The sequence below is a fragment of the Terricaulis silvestris genome (assembly GCF_009792355.1).
Classification (GTDB): Bacteria; Pseudomonadota; Alphaproteobacteria; order Caulobacterales; family Aquidulcibacteraceae; genus Vitreimonas; species Vitreimonas silvestris.
Genome location: NZ_CP047045.1, coordinates 3,833,448 through 3,854,958, shown reverse-complemented (window position 1 = coordinate 3,854,958; position 21,511 = coordinate 3,833,448). Strand labels below are relative to the sequence as shown.

Below are 21,511 nucleotides of genomic sequence, written 5' to 3'. Positions count from 1 at the left end.
CGCGTAATCTCGCGCTCAGGGAGACGCAACACATGAGAGCGCTGATTTTTGTGGCCATTGCGGTTGTTATCGGGATCGCCGGATACTTTTTGTACCGCCAGTCGGCCACAACAACGCCTTCGACCGGCATGTTCGCCGAAGCGCCGCCGCCGGTGTTGCCGGTGGCCGAAGATTGCACCGTGGCGAACGCGGTCTATGAGTACAACGAAGACGCGCGGCTGCGGCTCCGCTTCGAGGCGATCAACCAGGGCGATGGCTTGGACGTCTATGACGAGCGCTTCCGCACGCCCGGCAACGTGAACATCGTCATTCAAGTGACCTCAACGCAGACCAACTACACGTTCGCGCCGGATAACGCGTTCCTGCCGCAAGGGCCGAAGTATCAGACGCTGGCAAGCTACTTCCGCCCAGCAGCTGGTGGCGCGCGTGTGCGGGTGAGCCTGTTCGACTCGACCATGCACGCCATCAACGACATGCCGCGCTACGATTCTATCGCGCCCGCCTACGTCTACATGCCTGACGCTTTCGCTTCGCTCTACGCCGCGCGCATCGACTTGCCGCCCGGCGCCTTCCGCTTCCAGAGCTGCGCGCAGCCCACGCCTGCCCCCGCGCCGTGACCCGCTTGGTTGAACGCAGATAAACGCCTACGTTGCGCGCGTGAGTTTCACCGACGACGAACGCCAGCGCTACGCGCGCCATATCCTGCTCAAGGAGTTCGGCGGGCCGGGACAACAGCGGCTGAAGGCGGCTACCGTCGCCATCGTCGGGGTCGGCGGACTTGGATCGGCGGTAGCGCTTTATCTCGCTGCGGCGGGTATCGGGCGGCTGCGCTTAATCGATGACGACGACGTTTCGCTCTCGAACTTGCAGCGTCAGATCGCCTTCACGAGCGACGATATCGGCATACCGAAGGTCGCAAGTGCATCTGAGGCAATCGCAGCGCTTAATCAAAACGTCGATCTCGATCCGCGCCGGACGCGCATCACCGATGCGAACGCCGCCGAAATGCTCGCTGGCGCGGACCTCGTACTCGATGGAACCGACGATTTCGTAACGCGCTTCGCCGTCAACGCCGCGTGCCGTGCGTTGGGCGTGACGCTGATCTCTGGCGCCGTGGGCCGGTGGAGCGGACAAGTCTCTACGTTCAAACGCGGAGGCCCCTGTTATCGTTGCCTCGTTCCCGACACGCCGCCCGACGCCGAAACGTGCGCGCAAGTCGGCATCGTCGGCGCGCTGACCGGCGTGATCGGTTCGATCATGGCGTTGGAAGCAATCAAGGAAATCGCAGGCGCGGGAGAAGGTCTCGCTGGACGCCTTCTGCTCTACGATGGCCTGGCAGCGACATCGCGCACGATCGCACTGCGGCGCGATCCCGCCTGCCCGGTGTGCAGCCATGAGTGAGCCGGACTGGCGCGCGCTGCTGATTGAAGCCGCGCGCAAGGACATCGAAACGCGCACGCGTCTCGCGCGGAGCGGCGAGTTGTTCAATGGCTACCACCCAGAAATGGAAGCCGTGCACAACGCCAACGCCGATCTGCTTGAGCGCGTGATCGGCGCCATCGGCTGGCCCGGCCGCCACGCGCTCAGTGATGAGGGCGCCGGCGCAGCATTTCTCATCATCCAGCACGCGATCGCGCGTCCCGCCCTGCAACGCCGCGCCCTCGCGCTAATGCTCGACGCCATCCCAGAAGGCCAAGCCAACGCGCTCGACGCCGCGTATCTCGCTGACCGCATCGCCATTTTCGAAGGCGGCGAGCAAACCTTCGCCACGCAATTCGACTGGGACGCCAACGGCCAGCTCTCCCCCGGCCCAACGCGCGACCCCGCCACGTTAGATGACCGCCGCGCAAGCGTCGGCCTGCCGCCGATTGCGGACTCCATCGCCGAAACGCGCGCGAGCGCCGCTGCGGAAGGCGAACGCGCCCCTGTCGATGTCGCGCAACGTCGCGCCGAATTCGAAGCCTGGGCGCGCCGCGTCGGCTGGCGCGCTTGACCTTCACCCCTCTTCCGCTTCTCTAAGCGGCAGCGGAGAGTGGACATGTTGAAGTGGCTCCTTGGTTTAGCCGGTCTGATCGCGGTGATCGTCGTCGGCGGCTACTTCGTGCTGAAGCGCGATGACATCCCCTACGAGACGCTCGCCACCCGTTATGAGAGCCCAGCATCACGCTACGCCGATCTGCCCGGCGGCATCCGCATGCATTATCGCGACGAGGGTTCGCCGGATGCGCCGGTGCTGCTTCTGATCCACGGGTTCTCCGCATCGCTGCAAACGTGGGAGCCGTGGGTGAACGCACTTGCCACGGGCGAGGACCGGATCAACGACTATCGGGTCATCTCGATCGATCTGCCGGGTCATGGCCTCACGCGCGCCCCCGCCGGTTACCAGGCCTCCATCGAAGTCTTCCGCGATGTCGTCGCGGCGTTCGTGCAGTCACAAAATCTAACAAGCTTCGCGCTCGCCGGCAGCTCGATGGGCGGCAACGTCGCCTGGGAATATGCCCTCGCGCATCCCGATCAAGTGAACGCGCTCATTCTCGTGGATGCGTCCGGTTGGCCGGAAGTCCGGGCGGATCTCTCAGAAGAGCCAGCCGTGTTCAAGCTACTTCGAAATCCGGTGCTCGGGCCGGCGATGTCGCGGCTCGACAACACGCGCCTCATCCGCGACGGGCTGGAAGCGTCCTTTGTCGATAGATCACTGGTCACCGATGCCATGGTTGGTCGGTATTCCGAACTCGCGCGCGCCCCGGGCCATCGCGACATTCTGCTGCAAATGACGCTAGGCTTCCGCGAGCGCAATTTCGCAACGCCCGAGCGCCTGGCGCCGCTGCGCATGCCCGTGTTGATCCTTACCGGCGATCAGGACCGGCTCGTGCCGCCTGAGCACGCTCAGCAATTCCACGACGCTATCGCCGGCTCACAACTCATCACATTTGAGAATGTCGGGCACATTCCGCAGGAGGAGCGACCGGCGGAGTCCGCCATGGCGGTGCATGAGTTCTTGTATCAGGTCTATTCACCCGAACTCGCGCTACAGTAGCGTCACATCCGTGTTGCACAGACAGGCTAACGGCGGCGCCATGTTGATCTCCCGCCGCACCCTGCTCGCCGCCGCTTCGGTCACGGCAGCCATTCGCCCCGCCTGGGCGCAGAACCTTGCGAGCGGCGTCTTCACCCATGGCGTCGCCTCCGGCGATCCGCTGCCGGACGGCGTGGTGCTGTGGACACGCTTCGTCGGCGGCGAAGGCGCGATCGGCTGGGAGATCGCCGAAGACGAGAGTTTCACACGCGTGACTCAGCGCGGCGAAGCGCGCGCTCCGATCATCAACGATTTCTGTGTGAAGGCCGATGCACGTGGGCTCGCACCAGGCCGGCGTTACTTCTACCGCTTTTTGTCCGGGTCCGGCCCATCGCTCACCGGCCTCACGCGCACCGCGCCGGCGTCGGGTGGTGACAGCCTTTCGGTCGCCGTGTTCTCCTGCGCCAATCTTCCCTTCGGCTACTTCCATGCCTACGGCCATGCCGCCGCACGCGACGACATCGACCTCGTGCTTCATACCGGCGATTACATCTACGAGTACGCGCGCGGCAATTATCCAAGCGACCAGGACACCGTGCCGGGCCGGCTGATCGATCCGTTGACCGAGATCGTGCGGCTCTCGGACTATTATCAGCGCTACGGCGCGTACCACGAAGACGCGGACCTGCAGGAGCTGCGACGCCTGAAGCCGATGTCAGTCGTCTGGGATGATCACGAGATCACCAACGACACATGGCGCGAGGGCGCGCAGAATCACCAGCCTGAGTTCGAAGGAACGTGGGCCGACCGCGTCGTCGCTGCGTCGAAAGCCTATTTCGACTGGATGCCGATCCGCCGCCCTGAAGCGCGGAGCGCGCGAATCTATCGCAGCGTCGATTGGGGTGATCTCGCCCGCATCCTGCTGCTCGACACCCGCTACATCGGCCGCGATCGTCAGCTCGACTATCGCAACACGTTGCTGCCGCGCTTGGCCGAGGGCGGCGCCGATGCAAACGCGCTCGCCGCCGAATTCCGCCGCACGGTGCTGGATGATCCCAGTCGCACGCTGCTCGGCAGCGCGCAGGAGCAATGGCTGAGCGAGACCTTCGCCGCATCGAAGCAACGCGGCCAGACATGGCAAGTGGTGACGCAGCAAGTGGTGATGGGCGAACAGCTCGCAACGTCTGGGCTAACGCGCCTTCTGCCCTCAGACATGCCCGCCGGTTCGCGCGCGTGGTTCGAATCTGGCGAGCGCGTTAGCGCGCTGGGCTTGCCGTGGAATCTGGATTCCTGGGGCGGCTATCCCGCCGCTCGCGCGCGATTCCTGCAAGCCTGCGTCGACAACGCCAACAACGTCGTCGTGCTCGGCGGCGACAGCCACAATTGCTGGGTCAACAATCTGCCCGCCGCGGGCGGCGCGCGTCTGGCCGCACTCGAATTCGCTGGCGGCAGCGTGACCTCGCCAGGCTTCGAACGCTCGCTCTCCAACGCACAACCCGGCGAGCGCGAAAGCGTGATGCGCGCCGGCAACCCAAACCTCGCGTTTTGCGAACTCACCAACCGCGGTTACGGCGCGTTGAAATTTACGCGCGAGTCTTGCAACGCGGAATGGATCGGCTTCGACAACGTGCGCACGCCGCAGGCGCCCACACCAATTGTTACGCGCATGAACGCCGCCGCAAGCTCCAGCGCCGGCCCTGGCGCATGGTCCGTGCAAAACGTCTAGCTCTCCACAACATGGCCGGCGTTTCACGGAACGCGACTCAGCCTCGGCCGTTTTCACGCGCTGGGGCAGAAGCGCGTTGCGGAGGCGCTTTCATGAATTGGGAGTCCATCAAAGCAGATTGGGAACGTTATAGCAGCCATATGCAAGACCGCTGGGGACGGTTGACGGACGAGGACCTCAGCCTCGCCCAAACCGGCCGCAACGCGCTCGTCGGCTGCGTGCAGTCGCGGTACGGCATCGAGCGCGACCTTGCCGAGCGCCACGTCGATCACTGGATCACAAGCCTCGGCTGACAGTTGCACCGCGCCGCGACCTCGGCCATGGCTAGCACATGACTGATTGGCTGCGCGGCGCGGTGATCTACCAAATCTACCCGCGCTCGTTCTGCGACTCTGACGGCGACGGCGTTGGCGATCTTCGCGGTGCGATCGCGAAGCTGGGTCACATCGCATCGCTTGGCGTCGACGCCATCTGGCTTTCGCCGTTCTTTCGCTCGCCGATGAAGGACTACGGCTACGACGTAAGCGGTTATTGCGCCGTCGATCCGCTGTTCGGCTCGCTCGCCGACGCCGATGCGCTGATCGAGCGCGCGCATGAGCTCGGGCTCAAAGTGATCATCGATCAAGTCTGGTCGCATTCGTCCGATCAGCACGCATGGTTCGCCAAAAGTCGCGCCAGCCGCGATGGCCCGCGCGCAGATTGGTACGTCTGGGCCGATGCGAAGGCCGATGGATCGCCGCCAAACAATTGGCAAGCCATGTTCGGCGGCTGCGCTTGGACCTGGGACGCGCGGCGGCGACAATACTATCTGCACAACTTCCTGCCGGAGCAGCCCGATCTCAATGTGCGTAACCCCGCTGTGCAGGACGCATTGCTGGATGTTGCACGCTTTTGGCTCGAGCGTGGCGTCGATGGCTTCAGGCTCGATGTCGTAAACTTCTTCACCCACGACGCGCAGCTGCGCGACAATCCGCCGATCACGACGCTGAAACGTGCGCCGCCGCGTCCACATCAGTTCCAGCGCCACCTCTACGATCGCACGCAACCGGAAACGCTTCAGTTCGTCGCGCGTCTGCGCGCGCTGCTTGATCAGTACGGCGCGATAGCGGTGGGCGAGATCGAGGATGAAGAGCCACTCAAGGTGCAGCGCGACTACACGGATGGTCCAGACCGCCTCCACACAGCCTATTCGTTCTTCCTGTTGCGCCAGCGCGCGCTGACGCCCACCGTCATCAAGGACGCTATGGATCAGTGGGAGGGCGCCGAGGGATGGCCGTCATGGTCACTGTCAAACCACGATGTCGTCCGCTTCCCCACGCGCCTCGCGGACAACGATCCGCAACGCACCAAGCTCATGCTTGCGCTGTTGCTCTCCCTGCGCGGCACGGCTTTTTTATATCAAGGCGATGAACTTGGCTTGCCACACGCCGACGTGCCGCTGGAACGCTTGCGCGATCCGGAGGCGATTGCGTTTTGGCCATCGGGCATTGGCCGCGACGGTGCGCGTACGCCGATGCCGTGGTCGCGCGATGCGAACATGGCGGGCTTCACGCAGGCCACCGACGCTTGGCTTCCGCTCGACCCGAGCCATCGCGCACTCTCGGTCGATGCGCAAACGGGCGACGATTCCATGCTTGCCTTCACGCGCAAGATGATTGCCTTTCGCCGCAACAGCGTGGCGCTTGCCGAAGGCGCGTTCTTCGCGCTTGATGCCCCGGAACCGGTGCTGGCGTTTGAGCGGCGCATCGACGACGCGCGCGTGCTGTGCCTCTTCAATCTCGGGCCAGACACCGTGCTGCGGCCCGCGTCCGGGGCACTCCAGCTCGCGGTCGGCGAGGTCGCCGAGCAGCCGGGGGGCGTGTCGCTCGGCGGCTATTCCGCTGCGTTCATCGCAATCTGAGCGAACGGGCTAGTCAAGCGGCGGCGTTACACTGTAACGTCTGCTTCGCGATGACAGAGACCCGCAGAAGCGATGCTCACGCCCGCCCGCGCCGATCCGGCGCGCGGATGGCGTTTGTGTTCGCCGCCATGCTCGCGGTTTTCCTGCAAGCGTTCGCGGTTCAAACCCACATCCACGCCTCGGGCGTCCTGACAGTCGCTGCTCACGAGCGCACCGCCGGCGACACCGATGGCGCTGTTCACGTTTCCGACGCCGATGACAAAGCCAGGATCTGCGACATCGTCACTAGCACCTGCCACACGACACTAACGGTGTCGCGTGCGCTCGCAGCCCACACCGTCGGCGCCAACGAAGCTGCGGCCGTTGCGATCCGCCTCGCGCCCCGCGCCGTAACGCACTCCTGGCAAAGCCGCGCACCACCTATCGCCGCCTAAGCACCGAACGCGCTCGCCCATCGTGAGCGCCTGACTGCGCGCGTCTCACGCGCGCTCCCATCACGCTTAGAGGCACGTCATGAAATTCTCCGTATCCCTGCGCGCGCTCGCCGCCGCGACCGCACTATTTCCTGTCACCGCATTCGCCCAACGAACCGATGACGAACCCGAAATCGTCGTCACCGCGCCACTCGAAGGCTCGCGCATCGAAAGCCTCCAAGGCGCCGAGGTGCTGCGCCGCGAAGATATCATCGAGCAGCTCAACGGCGGCCTTGGCGATACACTCGACGCCACGCCGGGTATCTCCACCACGTTCTTCGGCGCAGGCGCGAGCCGGCCCATCATCCGCGGCCTTGGCGAAGACCGCGTCCGCGTGTTGCAAAACGGCATCGGCGCGATCGACGCTTCCACCGCCTCTCCCGATCACGCGGTCACGGCTGACGGCCTCGACGCCGAGCGCATCGAAATACTGCGCGGCGCGGCCGCGCTCGCCTACGGCGGCAACGCCATTGGCGGCGTCGTCAACGTGATCGACCAATCGATCCCAACCCGCGCGATCGATGGCGTGACCTTCAACGGCCTCGCCGGCTACTCCAGCGTCGACGAAGGCACGCAAGCCAACGGCAATCTCGGCTTCGGCCTTGGCGACGTCTCGATCCTCCTGAGTGCAGCATCGCGCGATACCAACAATTACGACACTCCCATCGGCGAAGCGCCAAACTCATGGACAGATCTTCGCACCTACGCCGTTGGGGCATCGCTGGCGCAGGACTGGGGCTTCGGCGGCGTCGCCATCAAACGCACCGAGGACAATTATGGCCTGCTGCCTGAAGGCGTCGGCGAACCCGGTGGGCACATCGAGATGGAGCAAACCCGCATCGAAACCCGCGGCGATATCCGCATCGATGCGGGTCCGTTCGATCGCCTCGATTGGGGTGCGCAGACGTCCGACTACGAACACACCGAGTTTGAAGGCAGCGGCGAAGCCGGCACCCGCTTCACCAGCGAGGGCTGGGAGGCGCGCGTCGAAGCGCATCACGGCGGCGACCAGCTGCGAGGCGCGATCGGCCTGCAGGCCACTGACGTCGACTTCGCCGCCGAAGGCGACGAAGCCTTCATCACACCGACGAACACCCAAGATCTTGGTGTCTTCGCCGTCGAGCGCTACGACCTCGGGCGGTGGGGGCTCGAAGGTGGCTTCCGGTTCGAGCGTCGTGAAATCGACAACGAAACCAACGGCGCACGCGAGTTCGACAATGTAAGCGCCTCAGCGGGGATATTTTTCCGTCCCGCGCAGAACTGGTTCGCCGGCGCCACAATCGCGCACACCGAGCGCGCGCCGACGGGGATCGAGCTCTTCGCCGAAGGCCCTCACCTCGCCACCGCCAACTTTGAAATCGGCGATCCCGACATCGGTCAGGAGACCGCGCTCTCCATCGAAGGCTCGCTTCGTTATGACAGCGGGCCAGTGCGGTTCGAGATCAATCTCTTCCGCATCGGCTTCGAGGATTATATCGCACTGGTGGAGCGCGGCGACGTCTGGTGGATCGACGAGGACAACGACACCAGCGGCTTCGCACCAGACGAAGGATCGGCGCCTGCCGGCGCCGACAACATCCTACCTGTGTTCACCTTCACGCAGCAGGACGCGACGTTCAGCGGCGGTGAAATCTCCGTCGCGGCGCGCCTGTTCGAGGCAGCGGGTTTCACGTTCACTGGCGAAGCCGCACTCGATCTCGTCCGCGCCGATTTCGACGATGGCGGTCACCCACCGCGCATTCCGCCGCAGGCGCTCACGCTTGGTCTTGAAGCGGAGAACCCGAACTGGACGGGGCGTGTCGCGATCGTCGACACCGCAGAGCAGGATCGCCTCGCGGCGTTCGAAACGGCGACGGACGGCTACACCTTCCTCAACGCCAGCTTTGCCTTCCGGCCGCAAGGGGAGGACGGCGCGTGGACGATCCGTCTCGATGGCCGCAATCTCACCGATGAACTTGGCCGTGTGCACAGCTCGTTCCTGAAGGACGAACTCCCGCTCCCGGGCCGCAACGTGCGGCTGACGCTGACGACAGAATTCTAGCAAACAAAACGGGCCCGGATTGCTCCGGGCCCGTTCGCTTAGTTCAGCCGTGGATGGGCGATTAGCGGAAGCTGATCGTCACCGCGGTGCGGCGGTTGAGCGGCTCACGCACGCCGTCGCGCGTCGCACGGGCGAGGTCGGTTTCACCGCGCGCTTCCGAACGGATCGAACCCGTCGCGATGCCACGCGCCACGAGAGCCTCGCGCACCACGCCGGCACGCCGTTCCGACAGGCCCGCATTGTACGCTGTCGAGCCTGACGTATCGGTGTGGCCGACAACCACGATGCCGCCGATGTTGCACTGACGGGCGCGGTTGACTGCGGCGTCAATGGTTTCGAGAGCAGCTTGGTTCAAGTTCGAGCGATCCCACTCGAAGTACACCACGAAGTCCGCAGCCGGGCAGACCGCTTGCGGCGGCGGCGGTGGCGCTGGCGGCGGGGCCGGGGGTGGCGGCGGTGGCGGCGGAGCTGCCGCGGCGCCGAACTGGTAGCGCAGTCCGACAGTCACGGCTTGGTGCGTGTAGTCAGCGGCGTACGTGGTTGGCACCACGCTGTCTTGCAGGCCGTCGAACTCGGCATCCGGCGCTACGAAATAGCGATAACCGATGTCGAGATCGAGCCGTTCGCTGAGGCCGATGGCGACGCCCGCCATGGCCTGATACGCGGCGACAGTGTCCTCTTCGTCGAACTGATCGTTGGCGCCGTTGAAAAGCGCTTGCGCTTCAAGCTGCGCGGCGCCGACGCCGATTCCGACATACGGCTCGTAACGGCCGCCGCGGTTGAAATCGTAGTAGGCGTTGAACATCAGAGACGTCGCCTGCACCTCGCCTTCGGTCAGCGCCGGCGGGTTTTCTTCGAGATCATTGTCGCGGTACGCAAGTTCACCCTCAAAACGGAAGCCGCTGTTGTGGAGCGCGTAGCCTAGCCCCACGCTTCCCATCCAGTTGTTTTCGAGATCGAACGCCTCGGTCGCTTGGTCGACATCGAGATCGCCGCCGACGGAATAGCCGGCATCGGCGCGCCCATACCAGCCTTCGGTCGCGTGCGCCGCGCCGCCTGCTCCCGCCATCAATGCGGCGAGCGCGAGCGTGCGCTTTAGGTTCTTGATCATGGCAGTCCCCTTGGGTTCGCGAGAGCGGGCTTTCTTGCCGACCCCGGATACCACCTTGTACGCCTCGAAACGTGCGCCGTTAAACGATTTTTGTTCGGAACCGAACCGAGGTTACGGCGTTGTAAACGACGCGCGAAGGTCCGTTTTCGCACCGTTGGGGAATGTCACGGTGCTGTCGCGAAAACGTCGAGCGCCGGCGCCATGTCGGACTGGCGTTCCTCGTCCAAATCGATACTCCGCAGCATCGTCGCCGCCACCTGCGAGACCGTTGCGCAATTTTCCATCCCGTAAGAACCGCCGCCAATGCCGGGGCCGCGAGCCGCGATCCACACCGCGTCGGAGCCGACGTGGCGCAGGCCTGGGACAACGATGCCCCGCCAGCGTCCGCTGCCGTGCCCCCGCCAACGATTGCGCGCGGAGGCGCCTCGGCCGTGATCGGTCGTGACGATAAGCGTGGTCCGCCCTGCCGTGCGCGGGTTGGTTTCAATCGAGGTCCAAAGCTCGCTCAGAAAGGCGTCCGCCGCGGAGGCTGACGCTAGGTAGTCCGGATACCGGCCAGCGTGTGCGTTGGTGTCGGTGCCGCCTAGATTGATCCAGGTCACGCGCGGCAGGTCGGCGAGCACCTCGCGCGCAGCTGTCATCACCTGCGGATCGTGCGGCGCCTCGTAATCGGGCGGCAGCGACACCGGAATGCCCGAGCGTTCCGTGTTGACGATCGCTGGCACCGCGTTCCACTCCGCAAACACGCGCACTTGGTCAGCAAACTCTGGCCTGCGGATCAACCGCTCAAGCACGGTGACGTCGTCGTTCTGAATGGCCGCGTTGTAGCGCACGCGCGGATTGGGCCGGCCGCCAAGCATCTCCGCGTAACCCGGATACGAGAACCAGAAGTCATTGCTCACGAGCGCGCACGATCCCGCGTCGCGATTGCCGATCAGTGCGCCGGTTTGCGCGAAGCCCAAAAGGAACGGCGCAAGCGCTTGGGCGCGATCGGGCACATCGACATAACGCGCACGCGTCTCTGCATCGCGCACGAGATCGGGATCGGCGCCGCGGAAGAGCTCTTCCCAGCGCAAACCGTCGATGGTGACGAGGACAACATTCTTTGGCGGCTCTTGCGCTAACGCGGGCGAACTCAGCGCAGCAAGCGCCGCCAATGCAAACAGCACGCCGCGCATGATTTCCCCCGTTTGTATTTACAGCATCGCCGGTATGACGCGATCCGGCGGTTTGTGGCCATCGGCGAAGGTCTTGATGTTGATGATGACCTTTTCGCCCATATCGATGCGGCCTTCGAGCGTGCCTGAGCCCATGTGCGGCAGCAGCACGACGTTGGTCAGCTTCTTCAGCTTCGGATTGATCGCCGGCTCATGCTCGAACACGTCGAGCCCCGCGCCCGCCAATTCGCCCTTTTCCAGCATTCGCGCCAGCGCAGCTTCGTCGATCACTTCGCCCCGCGCGGTGTTGACGACATAAGCGTGCGGCTTCAGCAGCGCCAAACGCCGCGCGCTCAGCAGGTGATATGTCGCCGGCGTGTGCGGGCAGTTCACCGAGACGATATCCATCCGCGACAGCATCTGATCGAGGCTGTCCCAATACGTCGCCTCAAGCTCCTGCTCGATGTGCGGGCTAACCTTGCGGCGGTTGTGATAGTGGATCTGCAGGCCGAACGCGCGCGCCCGTCGCGCCACGGCCTGGCCGATGCGTCCCATGCCGATAATGCCAAGCCGCTTGCCCCAGATGCGACGGCCCATCATCCAGGTTGGCGACCAGCCGACGAACTCGTCGCGCTCGATCACTTTCACGCCTTCGACGATCCGGCGCGGCACCGCGAGGATGAGCGCCATCGTCATGTCGGCTGTGTCTTCGGTGAGAACGCCCGGCGTGTTCGTCACCGTGATGCCGCGCTGCACGGCGGTGGCGACATCAATATTGTCCACGCCGGCGCCGAACTGCGCAATCAAGCGCAACTGCTCGCCCGCCCGCGACAGCACGCGGCCGTCGATACGATCCGTCACTGTCGGCACCAGCACGTCGGCGCGCTGCACCGCCGCGACGAGATCATCGGCGCTGAATGGTTTGTCTTCGACATTGAGCTCGGCGTCGAACAATTCGCGGAGCCGCGTCTCCACCGGATCGGGGAGGCGGCGCGTGACGACGACCTTAAGCTTCTTCGACATTCAGCCTCCATAAACCACGTCGGCGCCGCCTCCAAGGCGAGCCGCAATCAGCGGTGTTAAACCGGCCTTCACTGAGGCGTCGCATCATCCGCCTTCCCTTCCGGCATGAAGGGCAAAAAGCTAAAGGTTGGGTAGATGCGCCGTGGGATTTTCGCTGCGTTCGTCGCGGCTTCCGCATTATTGACGCTAAATGCGGCAGCGTTGGACGCGCCGGCGGTCGGCACGGATTCCAACCTGCCCGTCCCGCGCTTCGTCAGCCTCAAGTCCGAAGGCGCCAACGGCCGCCACGGCCCGGGACTTGAGCATCGCGTCGACTGGATCTACGAGCGCGCCGGCCTGCCGCTGCAGGTGACCGCCGAGAGCGGCCCCTGGCGCCGCGTCGTCGATCCCGATGGCGCGACGGTGTGGATGCATGCCCAGAATCTCGATCAGCGCCGCACCGTCTACATCACCGAGCCCGCCACACTGCGCCGGACCGCGCACGAGAACGCCTCGCCCGTGGCTTATCTGTCCGCCGGCGTCATCGGCGCGCTGACGGGATGCGACGGCGATTATCGCCGCGTCGCTGTCGGCGGCCGTGTTGGTTGGGTCGAAGCTGGTACGCTCTGGGGAGGCGATTGCGCCGGGCTTTCGTAAGCCCCGCACGCGAATTTTGTAGACAGGTTCGCCTCCGACGCGCCCCCTTAACCATTCGGGGGTGCTTCAATGCGTCAATTCGTTTTCCTTCTCGCGGCAGTTGCGCTCGGCGCCTGCGAGACCATGCCGGAATTCCTGGCGCAGCCATCAACCGGCTCGGCGCCGACCGCGTCGTCGTCATCCACCACGGCAACATCGGCGACGCCCGCCCGTTACACGGCGCCACCCGAACAGCAGCTGCTTGAGCTTGAGCGCCAACTCTCCCGCACGGCGCAAGAGTCCGGGCTAGGCGGAGCCCTGGCGTCGGTGATCGATCCGAGCGAGGGCATGGTGATCCGGCCCGGCGTCATTTACTCGACCCCCGACGAAGTCTCTCGCGGCCTCGCCTCACCAGCCGGTGCTGGGCCGATGTACTGGCAGCCCGATCGGGTCGAAGTGGCGTCCTCCGGCGATATGGGCATGACCAGCGGCCGCTACGTCCAGGTCATGAGCGGCAGCGAAGCCGTGCAAGGCCGCTACGTCGTTGTTTGGCGGCGTGATTCTTCTGGAGCCTGGAAGGCACTCACGGAAACCCGCGTCCCCGACCCGACGCGTCAGACCCCCGCGCGCCGCCGCTAGCGCCCCGTCCTTGCCTTGCCCCTGCCGCGCCTGGCCTGTAAGCCGGGCGAGAATTTCCTTTCATTTGCAGGGATAAAGCATGGCCACTGGGCCCTCCTCGCTGAGCTACGAAGACCTGATCTCTGCCGGCGAGGGCAAGATGTTCGGTCCAGGCAACGCGCAACTGCCGCTACCGCCGATGCTGATGTTCGATCGCATCTCCTCGATCACCAACGAAGGCGGCGACCACGGCAAGGGCCACGTGATCGCCGAGTACGACATCACGCCAGATCGCTGGTTCTTCGACTGCCACTTCAAGGGCGATCCGGTCATGCCGGGCTGCCTCGGCCTCGACGCCATGTGGCAGCTGACCGGCTTCTTCATGTGCTGGTCCGGCTCGCCCGGCCGCGGGCGCGCGCTGGGCGTCGGCGCAGTGGAATTCCGTGGCCAGATCACGCCCGAGACCAAGCTCGTCACTTACGAAATCCAGCCCAAGCGGGTCATTCAGCGCAAACTGCACATGATTGTCGCCGATGGCGTCACCAAAGCCGATGGCGTCACCATCTATACGGCCAAGGATCTCAAAGTCGGCCTGTTCAGCCCTGAACAGCTCGCCACGCAGATGAAGTAAGGAGCCGCACATGCGTCGTGTCGTCGTCACCGGCATGGGGATCGTCTCCTCCATCGGCAACAATACGCAGGAAGTGCTGGCGAGCCTCCGCGAAGCCAAGAGCGGCATCCGCGCCGCGCCTGAGTACGCCGGCAAAGGCATGCGCTGTCAGGTTCACGGCGAACCCCAGCTGAAACCCGAAGACGTCGTCGACAAGCGCAACATGCGGTTCATGGGCGAAGGCTCCGGCTGGAATTTCATTGCGATGGAGCAAGCGATTCAGGACGCCGGCTTGCAGCACGACGAAGTCTCCCACGAGCGCACCGGCATCATTATGGGCTCCGGCGGCCCCTCCGCGCGCGCGATCGTGCAAGCGGCGGACACCACGCGTGAAAAAGGCGCCAGGCGCGTGGGGCCATTCGCCGTGCCGAAAGCAATGAGCTCAACGGCAAGCGCCACGCTCGCGACGCCGTTCGAAATTCGCGGCGTGAACTATTCAATCAGCTCGGCCTGTGCAACCAGCGCGCATTGCATCGGCAATTCGTACGAAATGATCCGCGACGGCCGCCAAGACATCATGTTCGCCGGCGGCTCCGAGGAACTGGATTGGACGCTCTCGGTGTTGTTCGACGCCATGGGCGCGATGAGCACCAAGTACAACGACACACCGGAAAAAGCGTCGCGCGCTTACGACAAAAACCGCGACGGCTTCGTCATCGCCGGCGGCGCCGGCGTGCTGGTGTTGGAAGAATACCAACGCGCAAAGAAGCGCGGCGCGAAGATTTACGCCGAACTCGCAGGCTACGGCGCCAACAGCGACGGGCACGACATGGTGGCGCCCTCAGGCGAAGGCGCGGCGCGCTGCATGAAGATGGCGCTCAAATACGTCGATCGTCCGGTCGACTATCTCAACCCGCACGGCACCTCGACACCGGTCGGCGATCTGAAAGAGATGGAAGCCGTGCGCGCCGTGTTCGGCGCCAAGCCGCCGATGATCTCGAGCACCAAGTCCCTCACCGGCCACTCGCTCGGCGCGGCAGGCGTGCAGGAAGCGATCTACTCGATCCTAATGCTGAACAACGGCTTTGCCTGCGAAAGCGCACACATCGAAGAACTCGACCCGGCGTTCGAGGATCTGCCGATCCTGCGTGAGCGCGTCGACCGCGAACTGAACTGCGTGCTGTCGAACTCGTTCGGTTTCGGCGGCACGAACGCCAGCCTCGCCTTCACCCGCGTCGCCGCCTGACATGCGAACGCCGGCCTGCGTGAGCAGACCGGCGCTCTAAAGCGACCCGTTGAGACGAGGGGTTAGCTACGTCGCGGTTTCGCTCGTCTTAATTCGTGGCTTGCTCGGCGGTGTCGCCCGCGGTTTCCAGCGTGTCGCCTGCGTTTTCAGCCACGGTTCGCGATTGCTGTTCGACTTGCGCGGTCGCTTGATCGGCTCGCACGCCAGCTTGTTGGAATGAGCCTTGGCTGTAAGCGAAGGTGATGAGGCCGACGGCGATCACCAGCACGCCGAGCAGAAGGCCCCAGCCGAAGCCGCCGCCTTTGCGCTTCGGGCGATCGATGGTCACTTTGGTATCGACGACGCGCCCGTCAGCATCGCGCTCTACGTGGGTTTCGCGGACTTCTTCGGCCATTTCATTTCTCCTGGAACCTCGGCGCGCTTGACGCGCTTGAGGCCAAAACGCGGCGCCGTGTCCGATGTTCCAGGAGCGATGTGCGCGGTTACGCGCGTTCGATCACTTGCGCTGCTGTATCCAACGCTGCAGCCACCTTCTCGACTTCCGCTTCGCTCAGCGGCCCTCGTTCCATGCGAAGGCGCAACGCAAGGCGCAGATTTTCAACCGCCCGCACAATCTGGGGCGCACGGCCGCTTGAGAAACTTTCACGCGCCGCATCGATACGCGCAAACAGCGCGTCGACATTGGCTTTGTTGGTTTCGAGTTCCGCCTTGCCCTGCTCGGTGATGGCGAACATTTTTTTCGCGCCCTCGCTGGCGTTGAGTTCCACCAAGCCCATCTCTTCGAGCATGGTCAGCAGCGGGTAAATCACGCCGGGGCTTGGCGCGTAGGCGCCGCCAACGCGACTCTCGATCTCCTTGATGATCTCGTAGCCGTGCCGCGGCTTCTCAGCGATCAGCGCCAGGACAACGAACTTCAGGTCGCCTTGGTCAAACATGCGGCGCATGCCGCCTCCGCGCCGGGGACCATGTCCATGGCCGTGCCGACCCCAATGGCCGTGCTCAGCGCCCCAGCCCTCGCCACGGCGCGGACTCCGCATGCCGCGATGCTGCTCAGAAAATCGATGTCTCATGTTTTCTCCGTCTATATTTAGATATATCGAGCTGTAAGATATATCTAAACTGCATCGTGTCAAGAGGTCGTTTCGCTGGGGTTGACCCGGCCCCGCCCGTGTCGGCAGGTGCGGCGCATCGAATTCAGGAGCGAACCGATGGCCGACGAGTGGGTGTTTCCGAAGGGCGAGCTGATGCGCGGCAAGCGCGGCCTGGTCATGGGCGTCGCCAACGACAAGTCGATCGCCTGGGGCATCGCCCAGCAACTCGCGGCGCAAGGCGCGGAGATCGCCTTCACCTATCAAGGCGAAGCGCTGGAAAAGCGCATCCGGCCGCTGGCCGAGAGCGTGGGATCGCAGATCGTGCTCGAATGCGACGCGTCCAATGATGCGCACCTCGACGCCGTGTTCGATCGCCTGAAAACAAGCTGGGGTAAGCTCGATTTCCTGGTTCACTCCATCGCCTTCGCCGAAAAGAGCGAACTCAAGGGCTCGTTCGTCGAGAACACGACGCGCGAGAACTTTCTGCGCGCGATGGACATTTCCGCGTTCTCGTTCGTCGCCGCCGGCAAGCGCGCGGCGAAGCTCATGGACCGCGGTGGCTCGATGGTGACGTTGACCTATCTCGGCGCCGAACGCGTGCTGCCGAGCTACAACACGATGGGCGTGGCCAAAGCAGCACTTGAAGCTTGCACGCGCTACATGGCGCGCGATCTCGGCCCCGAAGGCAAACGCGTCAACGCCATCAGCGCCGGCGCCATGCGCACGCTCGCCATCGCCGGCATCCAAGGCGGACGCGGCCTTATCAGCACCGGCCGCGAATGGTCGGTGATGAAGGAAGACACCAGCATGGAAGGCATCGCCGGCTGCGCGCTCTGGCTGCTTTCCGATCTCGGCCGCTCCACCACCGGAGAAGTCGTCCACGTCGACGCCGGCTTCCACATCGTCGGCGTGCCGGATACGGGCGGCGCGGAGTAATGTCGTGTTGAAACGCGCCCTCGCCGCCATACTCGGCACGGTCGGCGCGCTCAACGGCGTCTTCATGCTGATCGATGGCGCGCGTTGGTACGACACCGTGCCGGGCCTCGCACACACCGGGCCGTTCAATCCCCACTTTGTCGCTGACATCGGTGCGGCGTACCTCGTTGCCGGCGTCGCGCTGATCGCGCGCGCCTGGCGCTCACGCTACTGGCCCGCGGCCGTCGCCGGCGCCGCGTTCATGGCCGCGCATGCACTGATCCACGTCGCCGACCTCACGCTGCGGCGCAGCGGAGACCCGCGCGTGGATGTGTTCCTTGTCATCATTCCGGCGGCGCTGGCGGTTTGGGCGGCCTTCCCCGGCAAGGGCGACGTCTAACTGCATTTCGCGACGAACCGCGATGGCGCGACTCGCGTTGTCACGGCATGACTCTAGCCATGTGGATCGCGATTGGAGTCGCCATCGGGGTGGCCGTCGGCGCGGCGATGGACAACATCGCGCTTGGCGTGGCGATCGGCGTTGCCATCGGCGCGGCGCTTGGCGGAGCGATCGGCGCCTTCACCAACAAGGGTCCACCGGACTCGCCTACGCACTAGGCTCCGGCCCGAGTTGCGCATCACGCAGAATTTCTTGCGCCAGCGTCGCGTCGTCTTCGTGCGTCATCAGCCGCCAGCCATGCTCCATCATCGACGGGTCGAACTCCGCCATCAGCACATTGAAATCCGGCATCAGCGTTTCGATCCCCTCGCTGCGCAACAGCGATTGCGCGACCACCGCTTCTGGCCGCGAAGAAAACCGGGCGACGATGACAAGGTCGGCCATACCCGAAGGCTAGCGCATCAAGGCGCGCCACGCGTGCTGCTATTGCAGCTTGTCGTCGCCTTGCGGCCGCTCACGTTCGTGGTCGATCTCGATGCCTTGATGATCAGGCGTGTTGTCGAGATCGCGCGGCGTCGGGCGTTCAGGCTTCGCCTCGCCCAATTCGCGCCGATCCTGCATCGGACCGTCTTCGGGTTTGGTGCGCGGTTCCTTCATGAGTGCTCAACACGGCGCGCGCCGGCTTCGTTCCGCACCGCTCCGCCAACAAAAAAAGCCCGCCGCTTTCGCGACGGGCTTTCTGTTTGCATTTGTACCGAGCTTAGTCGCCCGAGCTTTCACGGCGCGGACGGTCGCGGCCGCCGCCGCCACGGCGCGGGCCGCGGTCGCCACGATCGCTGCGTTCACGGCGCGGACCTTCGTCCAACGCTTCTTCGCCCATCTCGGCCGAGAGATCGGCGCCGGTGGCTTGATCGACGACCTTCATCGAGAGACGAACCTTGCCGCGATCGTCGAAGCCCAAGAGCTTCACCTTCACGGTGTCGCCTTCCTTCACGACGTCGCCCGGCTTCTCGACGCGCTCGCGCGCCAGCTGAGACACGTGAACCAGGCCGTCCTTGGCGCCGAAGAAGTTCACGAACGCGCCGAACTCCATCACCTTCACGACCTTGCCTTCGTAGATCTGGCCGACTTCCGGTTCACTGGTCAGCGACTTGATCCATTTGATCGCCGCTTCGATCGACTCGGCGTTGGCGGACGCCACCTTCACCGTGCCGTCGTCTTCGACGTTCACTTTCGCGCCGGTCTTTTCCACGATCTCGCGGATCACCTTGCCGCCGGTGCCGATCACGTCACGGATCTTGTCGGTCGGGATTTTGATCTGCTCGATGCGCGGCGCGTTCTTGCCGACTTCGCCGCGCGGCGCGTCCATGGCTTTGTTCATCTCGCCGAGAATGTGCAGGCGCGCGCCGTGAGCACGGTCGAGCGCGACTTGCATGATCTCTTGCGTGATACCCGCAACCTTGATGTCCATCTGCAGCGAAGTGATGCCCTTCGCGGTGCCGGCGACTTTGAAGTCCATGTCGCCGAGGTGATCTTCATCACCCAGGATGTCGGTCAGGACTTCGAAACCGTAGTCTTCGAGGATGAGGCCCATCGCGACGCCGGCGACCGGCGCCGAAATCGGTACGCCCGCATCCATCAGCGCGAGCGACGAACCGCAGACCGTGGCCATCGACGACGATCCGTTGGACTCGGTGATCTCAGAGACGAGGCGCACCGTGTACGGGAATTGCTCCGCCGTCGGCAGCACCGCCTTCAACGCGCGCCATGCCAACTTGCCGTGGCCGATTTCGCGGCGGCCGGCGCCACCCATACGGCCGGTTTCGCCGACGCTGTAGGGAGGGAAGTTGTAGTGGAGCATGAAGCGTTCTTTGGTCGTGCCCGAAAGCGCGTCGATGAATTGCTCATCTTCGCCGGTGCCCAGCGTGGCGACGACGATCGATTGCGTTTCACCGCGGGTGAACAGCGCCGAGCCGTGCGTGCGCGGCAGGAAGCCGACCATCGACTCGATCGGACGCACCTTGTCGACGGCGCGGCCATCGATGCGGCCTTTTTCCTTCACGATACGGGTGCGGACGACGTCGCTTTCGACGGCCTTGAAGGTTTCCTTGAACACGTTGGCGTCAGCGCCGTCCGGGTTCGCGTCGGACTTCACCAGCGCGGCCTTGGCCTTGTCACGTAGCGCGCCGACAGCGGCGTAACGCTCATCCTTCTTGGTCACCTTGTAAGCGGCGCCGAGATCTGATCCGACCAGGGCGACGATCTTGGCTTGCAGCGCTGAATGATCCGGCGGATCGAACGCGAACGGTTCTTTGCCGGCCTTCTCAGCAAGTTCGATGATCGCATCGATCACCGGCTGCATGCCCTTGTGCGCGAGAGCCAGCGCTTGGAGCATTTGCTCTTCGCTCAGTTCCTTCACTTCGGACTCGACCATCATGATCGCGTTCGCGGTGCCGGCGACGACCAGATCGAGCTGGGAGGTCGCCATGTCCGGAATGGTCGGGTTCAGCACCGGCTTGCCGTCGATCCAGCCGACGCGCGAGGCCGCAATCGGGCCCATGAACGGCACGCCGGAAATCGTCAGCGCCGCGGAGGCAGCGACCAGCGCCAGCAGATCGGACTCGTTTTCGTTGTCCCAGCTCAGCACCGTGATGATGACTTGCACTTCGTTCTTGAAGCCATCGACGAATAGCGGGCGGATCGGGCGGTCGATCAGGCGCGACAGCAGCGTTTCACGCTCAGTCGGTCGGCCTTCACGCTTGAAGAAGCCGCCGGGAATGCGGCCCGAAGCGAAATACTTTTCTTGGTAGTTGACGGTGAGCGGGAAGAAATCCTGCCCCGGCTTTGCTTCCTTCGCGAACACGACAGTCGCGAGCAGCGCGGTTTCACCCCAGGTGGCGTAGACGGCGCCGTCGGCTTGACGCGCGACGCGGCCGGTTTCGAGCGTAAGCGGACGCCCGGCCCAATCGAGGGAAACGGATTTGGTATCAAACATACATCTAACTCCAGGCCGGAAGCCGGTGCTTCCTCAGGCCTTGTCGGTGCGCAACGACGGATTCGTTGCGCCAATTGCCCGTTCCGCGGATCGGAACGGGGTCGTCACTTGGTCTTCTCCCCCAAGTTCTTGTTTGGGCCGGGCCGTGAAACGGCCCGGTGGGGAGAAGGTGTCAGCGCGCGGAGCGCGATGACGGATGAGGGGTGAAAGCGCGTGAGGTCTGAAGCAGTTGCGCCAGCACCCCTCACCTGGCGCACTCGCGTGCGCCTGTCCTCTCCCACGAGGAGAGAGGACGAGAGTGCACTTAGCGGCGCAGACCCAACTTCTCGATCAGCGTTTGGTAGCGCGCCGTATCGCGAGATTTCACGTAGTCGAGCAACCGGCGGCGTTGGCTCACCATTTTCAGGAGGCCTTGGCGCGAGTGGTTGTCCTTCTTGTGCGTCTTGAAGTGCTCGGTGAGGTTGGCGATGCGCTCGGAGAGGATCGCAACTTGCACTTCCGGCGAACCCGTATCGTTCTTCGCCTTGCCATTATCTTTGATGAGCGCGGCTTTGCGCTCTGCAGTAATCGACAT

The 21,511-nt window shown here is 64.3% G+C and carries 25 protein-coding genes; 16 read left to right on the top strand and 9 right to left on the bottom strand.

Annotated elements, in window-relative coordinates; translation table 11 throughout:
• The first annotated feature begins 32 nt into the window (after window positions 1–32).
• The 9 genes from DSM104635_RS19705 (at window position 33) to DSM104635_RS19665 (ending at window position 9,156) form a co-directional block, all read left to right on the top strand.
• Window positions 33–617, top strand: a complete 585-nt coding sequence (locus DSM104635_RS19705; RefSeq protein ID WP_158767948.1) for a hypothetical protein — start codon at window positions 33–35, stop codon at window positions 615–617.
• 40 nt (window positions 618–657) lie between these two features.
• Window positions 658–1,401 carry a HesA/MoeB/ThiF family protein gene (locus tag DSM104635_RS19700; RefSeq protein ID WP_158767947.1) on the top strand — a complete coding sequence of 248 codons (744 nt, stop codon included), beginning with the start codon at window positions 658–660 and terminating at the stop codon, window positions 1,399–1,401.
• On the top strand, window positions 1,394–1,993 hold the full coding sequence (locus DSM104635_RS19695) for a DUF6624 domain-containing protein (protein ID WP_158767946.1): 600 nt from the start codon (window positions 1,394–1,396) through the stop codon (window positions 1,991–1,993). Before DSM104635_RS19700 ends, DSM104635_RS19695 begins: the two co-directional genes overlap by 8 nt.
• Window positions 1,994–2,038: 45 nt before the next feature.
• Complete coding sequence (locus DSM104635_RS19690) at window positions 2,039–3,037, top strand: alpha/beta fold hydrolase (RefSeq protein ID WP_158767945.1); 999 nt, start codon at window positions 2,039–2,041, stop codon at window positions 3,035–3,037.
• A 40-nt stretch (window positions 3,038–3,077) separates the two neighbouring features.
• Entirely contained in the window at window positions 3,078–4,742 is a 1,665-nt protein-coding gene (locus DSM104635_RS19685) for an alkaline phosphatase D family protein (protein ID WP_158767944.1), read from the top strand.
• A gap of 92 nt (window positions 4,743–4,834) precedes the next feature.
• Window positions 4,835–5,035 carry a CsbD family protein gene (locus DSM104635_RS19680; RefSeq protein WP_228445775.1) on the top strand — a complete coding sequence of 67 codons (201 nt, stop codon included), beginning with the start codon at window positions 4,835–4,837 and terminating at the stop codon, window positions 5,033–5,035.
• 38 nt (window positions 5,036–5,073) lie between these two features.
• Window positions 5,074–6,642, top strand: coding sequence for an alpha-amylase family glycosyl hydrolase (locus DSM104635_RS19675; RefSeq protein ID WP_158767942.1), 1,569 nt, complete (start codon window positions 5,074–5,076; stop codon window positions 6,640–6,642).
• Window positions 6,643–6,749: 107 nt separating this feature from the next.
• Window positions 6,750–7,076: a hypothetical protein gene (locus DSM104635_RS19670; protein WP_158767941.1), complete on the top strand. Its 327-nt coding sequence runs from the start codon at window positions 6,750–6,752 to the stop codon at window positions 7,074–7,076.
• A gap of 79 nt (window positions 7,077–7,155) precedes the next feature.
• The gene (locus DSM104635_RS19665) at window positions 7,156–9,156 is read left to right on the top strand and encodes a TonB-dependent receptor (protein ID WP_158767940.1); all 2,001 of its coding nucleotides are present in this window, start codon (window positions 7,156–7,158) and stop codon (window positions 9,154–9,156) included.
• 61 nt (window positions 9,157–9,217) lie between these two features.
• Here the strand turns inward: DSM104635_RS19665 and DSM104635_RS19660 are convergent, their stop codons facing one another.
• The 3 genes from DSM104635_RS19660 to DSM104635_RS19650 form a co-directional block, all read right to left on the bottom strand.
• Window positions 9,218–10,267: an OmpA family protein gene (locus DSM104635_RS19660; RefSeq protein WP_158767939.1), complete on the bottom strand. Its 1,050-nt coding sequence runs from the start codon at window positions 10,265–10,267 to the stop codon at window positions 9,218–9,220.
• Window positions 10,268–10,431: 164 nt separating this feature from the next.
• Window positions 10,432–11,445 carry an alkaline phosphatase family protein gene (locus DSM104635_RS19655; RefSeq protein ID WP_158767938.1) on the bottom strand — a complete coding sequence of 338 codons (1,014 nt, stop codon included), beginning with the start codon at window positions 11,443–11,445 and terminating at the stop codon, window positions 10,432–10,434.
• 18 nt (window positions 11,446–11,463) lie between these two features.
• Window positions 11,464–12,447, bottom strand: a complete 984-nt coding sequence (locus DSM104635_RS19650) for a 2-hydroxyacid dehydrogenase (RefSeq protein WP_158767937.1) — start codon at window positions 12,445–12,447, stop codon at window positions 11,464–11,466.
• A 135-nt stretch (window positions 12,448–12,582) separates the two neighbouring features.
• On the opposite strand from DSM104635_RS19650, the gene DSM104635_RS19645 reads away from it, so the two are divergent.
• The 4 genes from DSM104635_RS19645 to fabB all read left to right on the top strand — a co-directional run bounded on the left by DSM104635_RS19645 (window position 12,583) and on the right by fabB (window position 15,536).
• Complete coding sequence (locus DSM104635_RS19645) at window positions 12,583–13,083, top strand: SH3 domain-containing protein (RefSeq protein ID WP_158767936.1); 501 nt, start codon at window positions 12,583–12,585, stop codon at window positions 13,081–13,083.
• A gap of 69 nt (window positions 13,084–13,152) precedes the next feature.
• The gene (locus DSM104635_RS19640) at window positions 13,153–13,701 is read left to right on the top strand and encodes a DUF4440 domain-containing protein (protein WP_158767935.1); all 549 of its coding nucleotides are present in this window, start codon (window positions 13,153–13,155) and stop codon (window positions 13,699–13,701) included.
• A gap of 79 nt (window positions 13,702–13,780) precedes the next feature.
• Entirely contained in the window at window positions 13,781–14,311 is a 531-nt protein-coding gene (gene fabA / locus DSM104635_RS19635) for a bifunctional 3-hydroxydecanoyl-ACP dehydratase/trans-2-decenoyl-ACP isomerase (protein WP_158767934.1), read from the top strand.
• 10 nt (window positions 14,312–14,321) lie between these two features.
• Window positions 14,322–15,536, top strand: a complete 1,215-nt coding sequence (gene fabB, locus DSM104635_RS19630) for a beta-ketoacyl-ACP synthase I (RefSeq protein WP_158767933.1) — start codon at window positions 14,322–14,324, stop codon at window positions 15,534–15,536.
• 88 nt (window positions 15,537–15,624) lie between these two features.
• Here fabB and DSM104635_RS19625 read toward each other — a convergent pair whose 3' ends face one another.
• Together DSM104635_RS19625 and DSM104635_RS19620 are read right to left on the bottom strand one after the other, a co-directional pair.
• Window positions 15,625–15,930 carry a hypothetical protein gene (locus DSM104635_RS19625; protein WP_158767932.1) on the bottom strand — a complete coding sequence of 102 codons (306 nt, stop codon included), beginning with the start codon at window positions 15,928–15,930 and terminating at the stop codon, window positions 15,625–15,627.
• A gap of 88 nt (window positions 15,931–16,018) precedes the next feature.
• Window positions 16,019–16,480, bottom strand: coding sequence for a PadR family transcriptional regulator (locus DSM104635_RS19620; protein WP_228445774.1), 462 nt, complete (start codon window positions 16,478–16,480; stop codon window positions 16,019–16,021).
• A gap of 264 nt (window positions 16,481–16,744) precedes the next feature.
• Between DSM104635_RS19620 and DSM104635_RS19615 the strand changes: the two genes are divergently transcribed.
• The 3 genes from DSM104635_RS19615 to DSM104635_RS19810 are packed head-to-tail and all read left to right on the top strand — an operon-like array spanning window position 16,745 to window position 18,160.
• The gene (locus tag DSM104635_RS19615; protein ID WP_158767930.1) at window positions 16,745–17,563 is read left to right on the top strand and encodes an enoyl-ACP reductase FabI; all 819 of its coding nucleotides are present in this window, start codon (window positions 16,745–16,747) and stop codon (window positions 17,561–17,563) included.
• Between the two features lie 4 nt (window positions 17,564–17,567).
• Complete coding sequence (locus tag DSM104635_RS19610; protein ID WP_158767929.1) at window positions 17,568–17,942, top strand: hypothetical protein; 375 nt, start codon at window positions 17,568–17,570, stop codon at window positions 17,940–17,942.
• Between the two features lie 59 nt (window positions 17,943–18,001).
• A complete protein-coding gene (locus DSM104635_RS19810) occupies window positions 18,002–18,160 on the top strand; it encodes a glycine zipper domain-containing protein (protein WP_228445773.1) in 159 nt (52 codons plus the stop codon).
• On the opposite strand, the gene DSM104635_RS19605 is transcribed toward DSM104635_RS19810, so the two are convergent.
• From DSM104635_RS19605 to rpsO, 4 genes are all read right to left on the bottom strand, one after another.
• Window positions 18,150–18,386, bottom strand: a complete 237-nt coding sequence (locus DSM104635_RS19605; protein ID WP_158767928.1) for a putative signal transducing protein — start codon at window positions 18,384–18,386, stop codon at window positions 18,150–18,152. The genes DSM104635_RS19810 and DSM104635_RS19605 overlap by 11 nt on opposite strands.
• A 39-nt stretch (window positions 18,387–18,425) precedes the next feature.
• Entirely contained in the window at window positions 18,426–18,599 is a 174-nt protein-coding gene (locus DSM104635_RS19600) for a hypothetical protein (RefSeq protein ID WP_158767927.1), read from the bottom strand.
• 103 nt (window positions 18,600–18,702) lie between these two features.
• The gene (gene pnp / locus DSM104635_RS19595; RefSeq protein ID WP_158767926.1) at window positions 18,703–20,937 is read right to left on the bottom strand and encodes a polyribonucleotide nucleotidyltransferase; all 2,235 of its coding nucleotides are present in this window, start codon (window positions 20,935–20,937) and stop codon (window positions 18,703–18,705) included.
• Between the two features lie 304 nt (window positions 20,938–21,241).
• Window positions 21,242–21,511 (bottom strand): 30S ribosomal protein S15, encoded by a 270-nt coding sequence (gene rpsO / locus DSM104635_RS19590; protein WP_158767925.1) that lies wholly within the window; start codon window positions 21,509–21,511, stop codon window positions 21,242–21,244.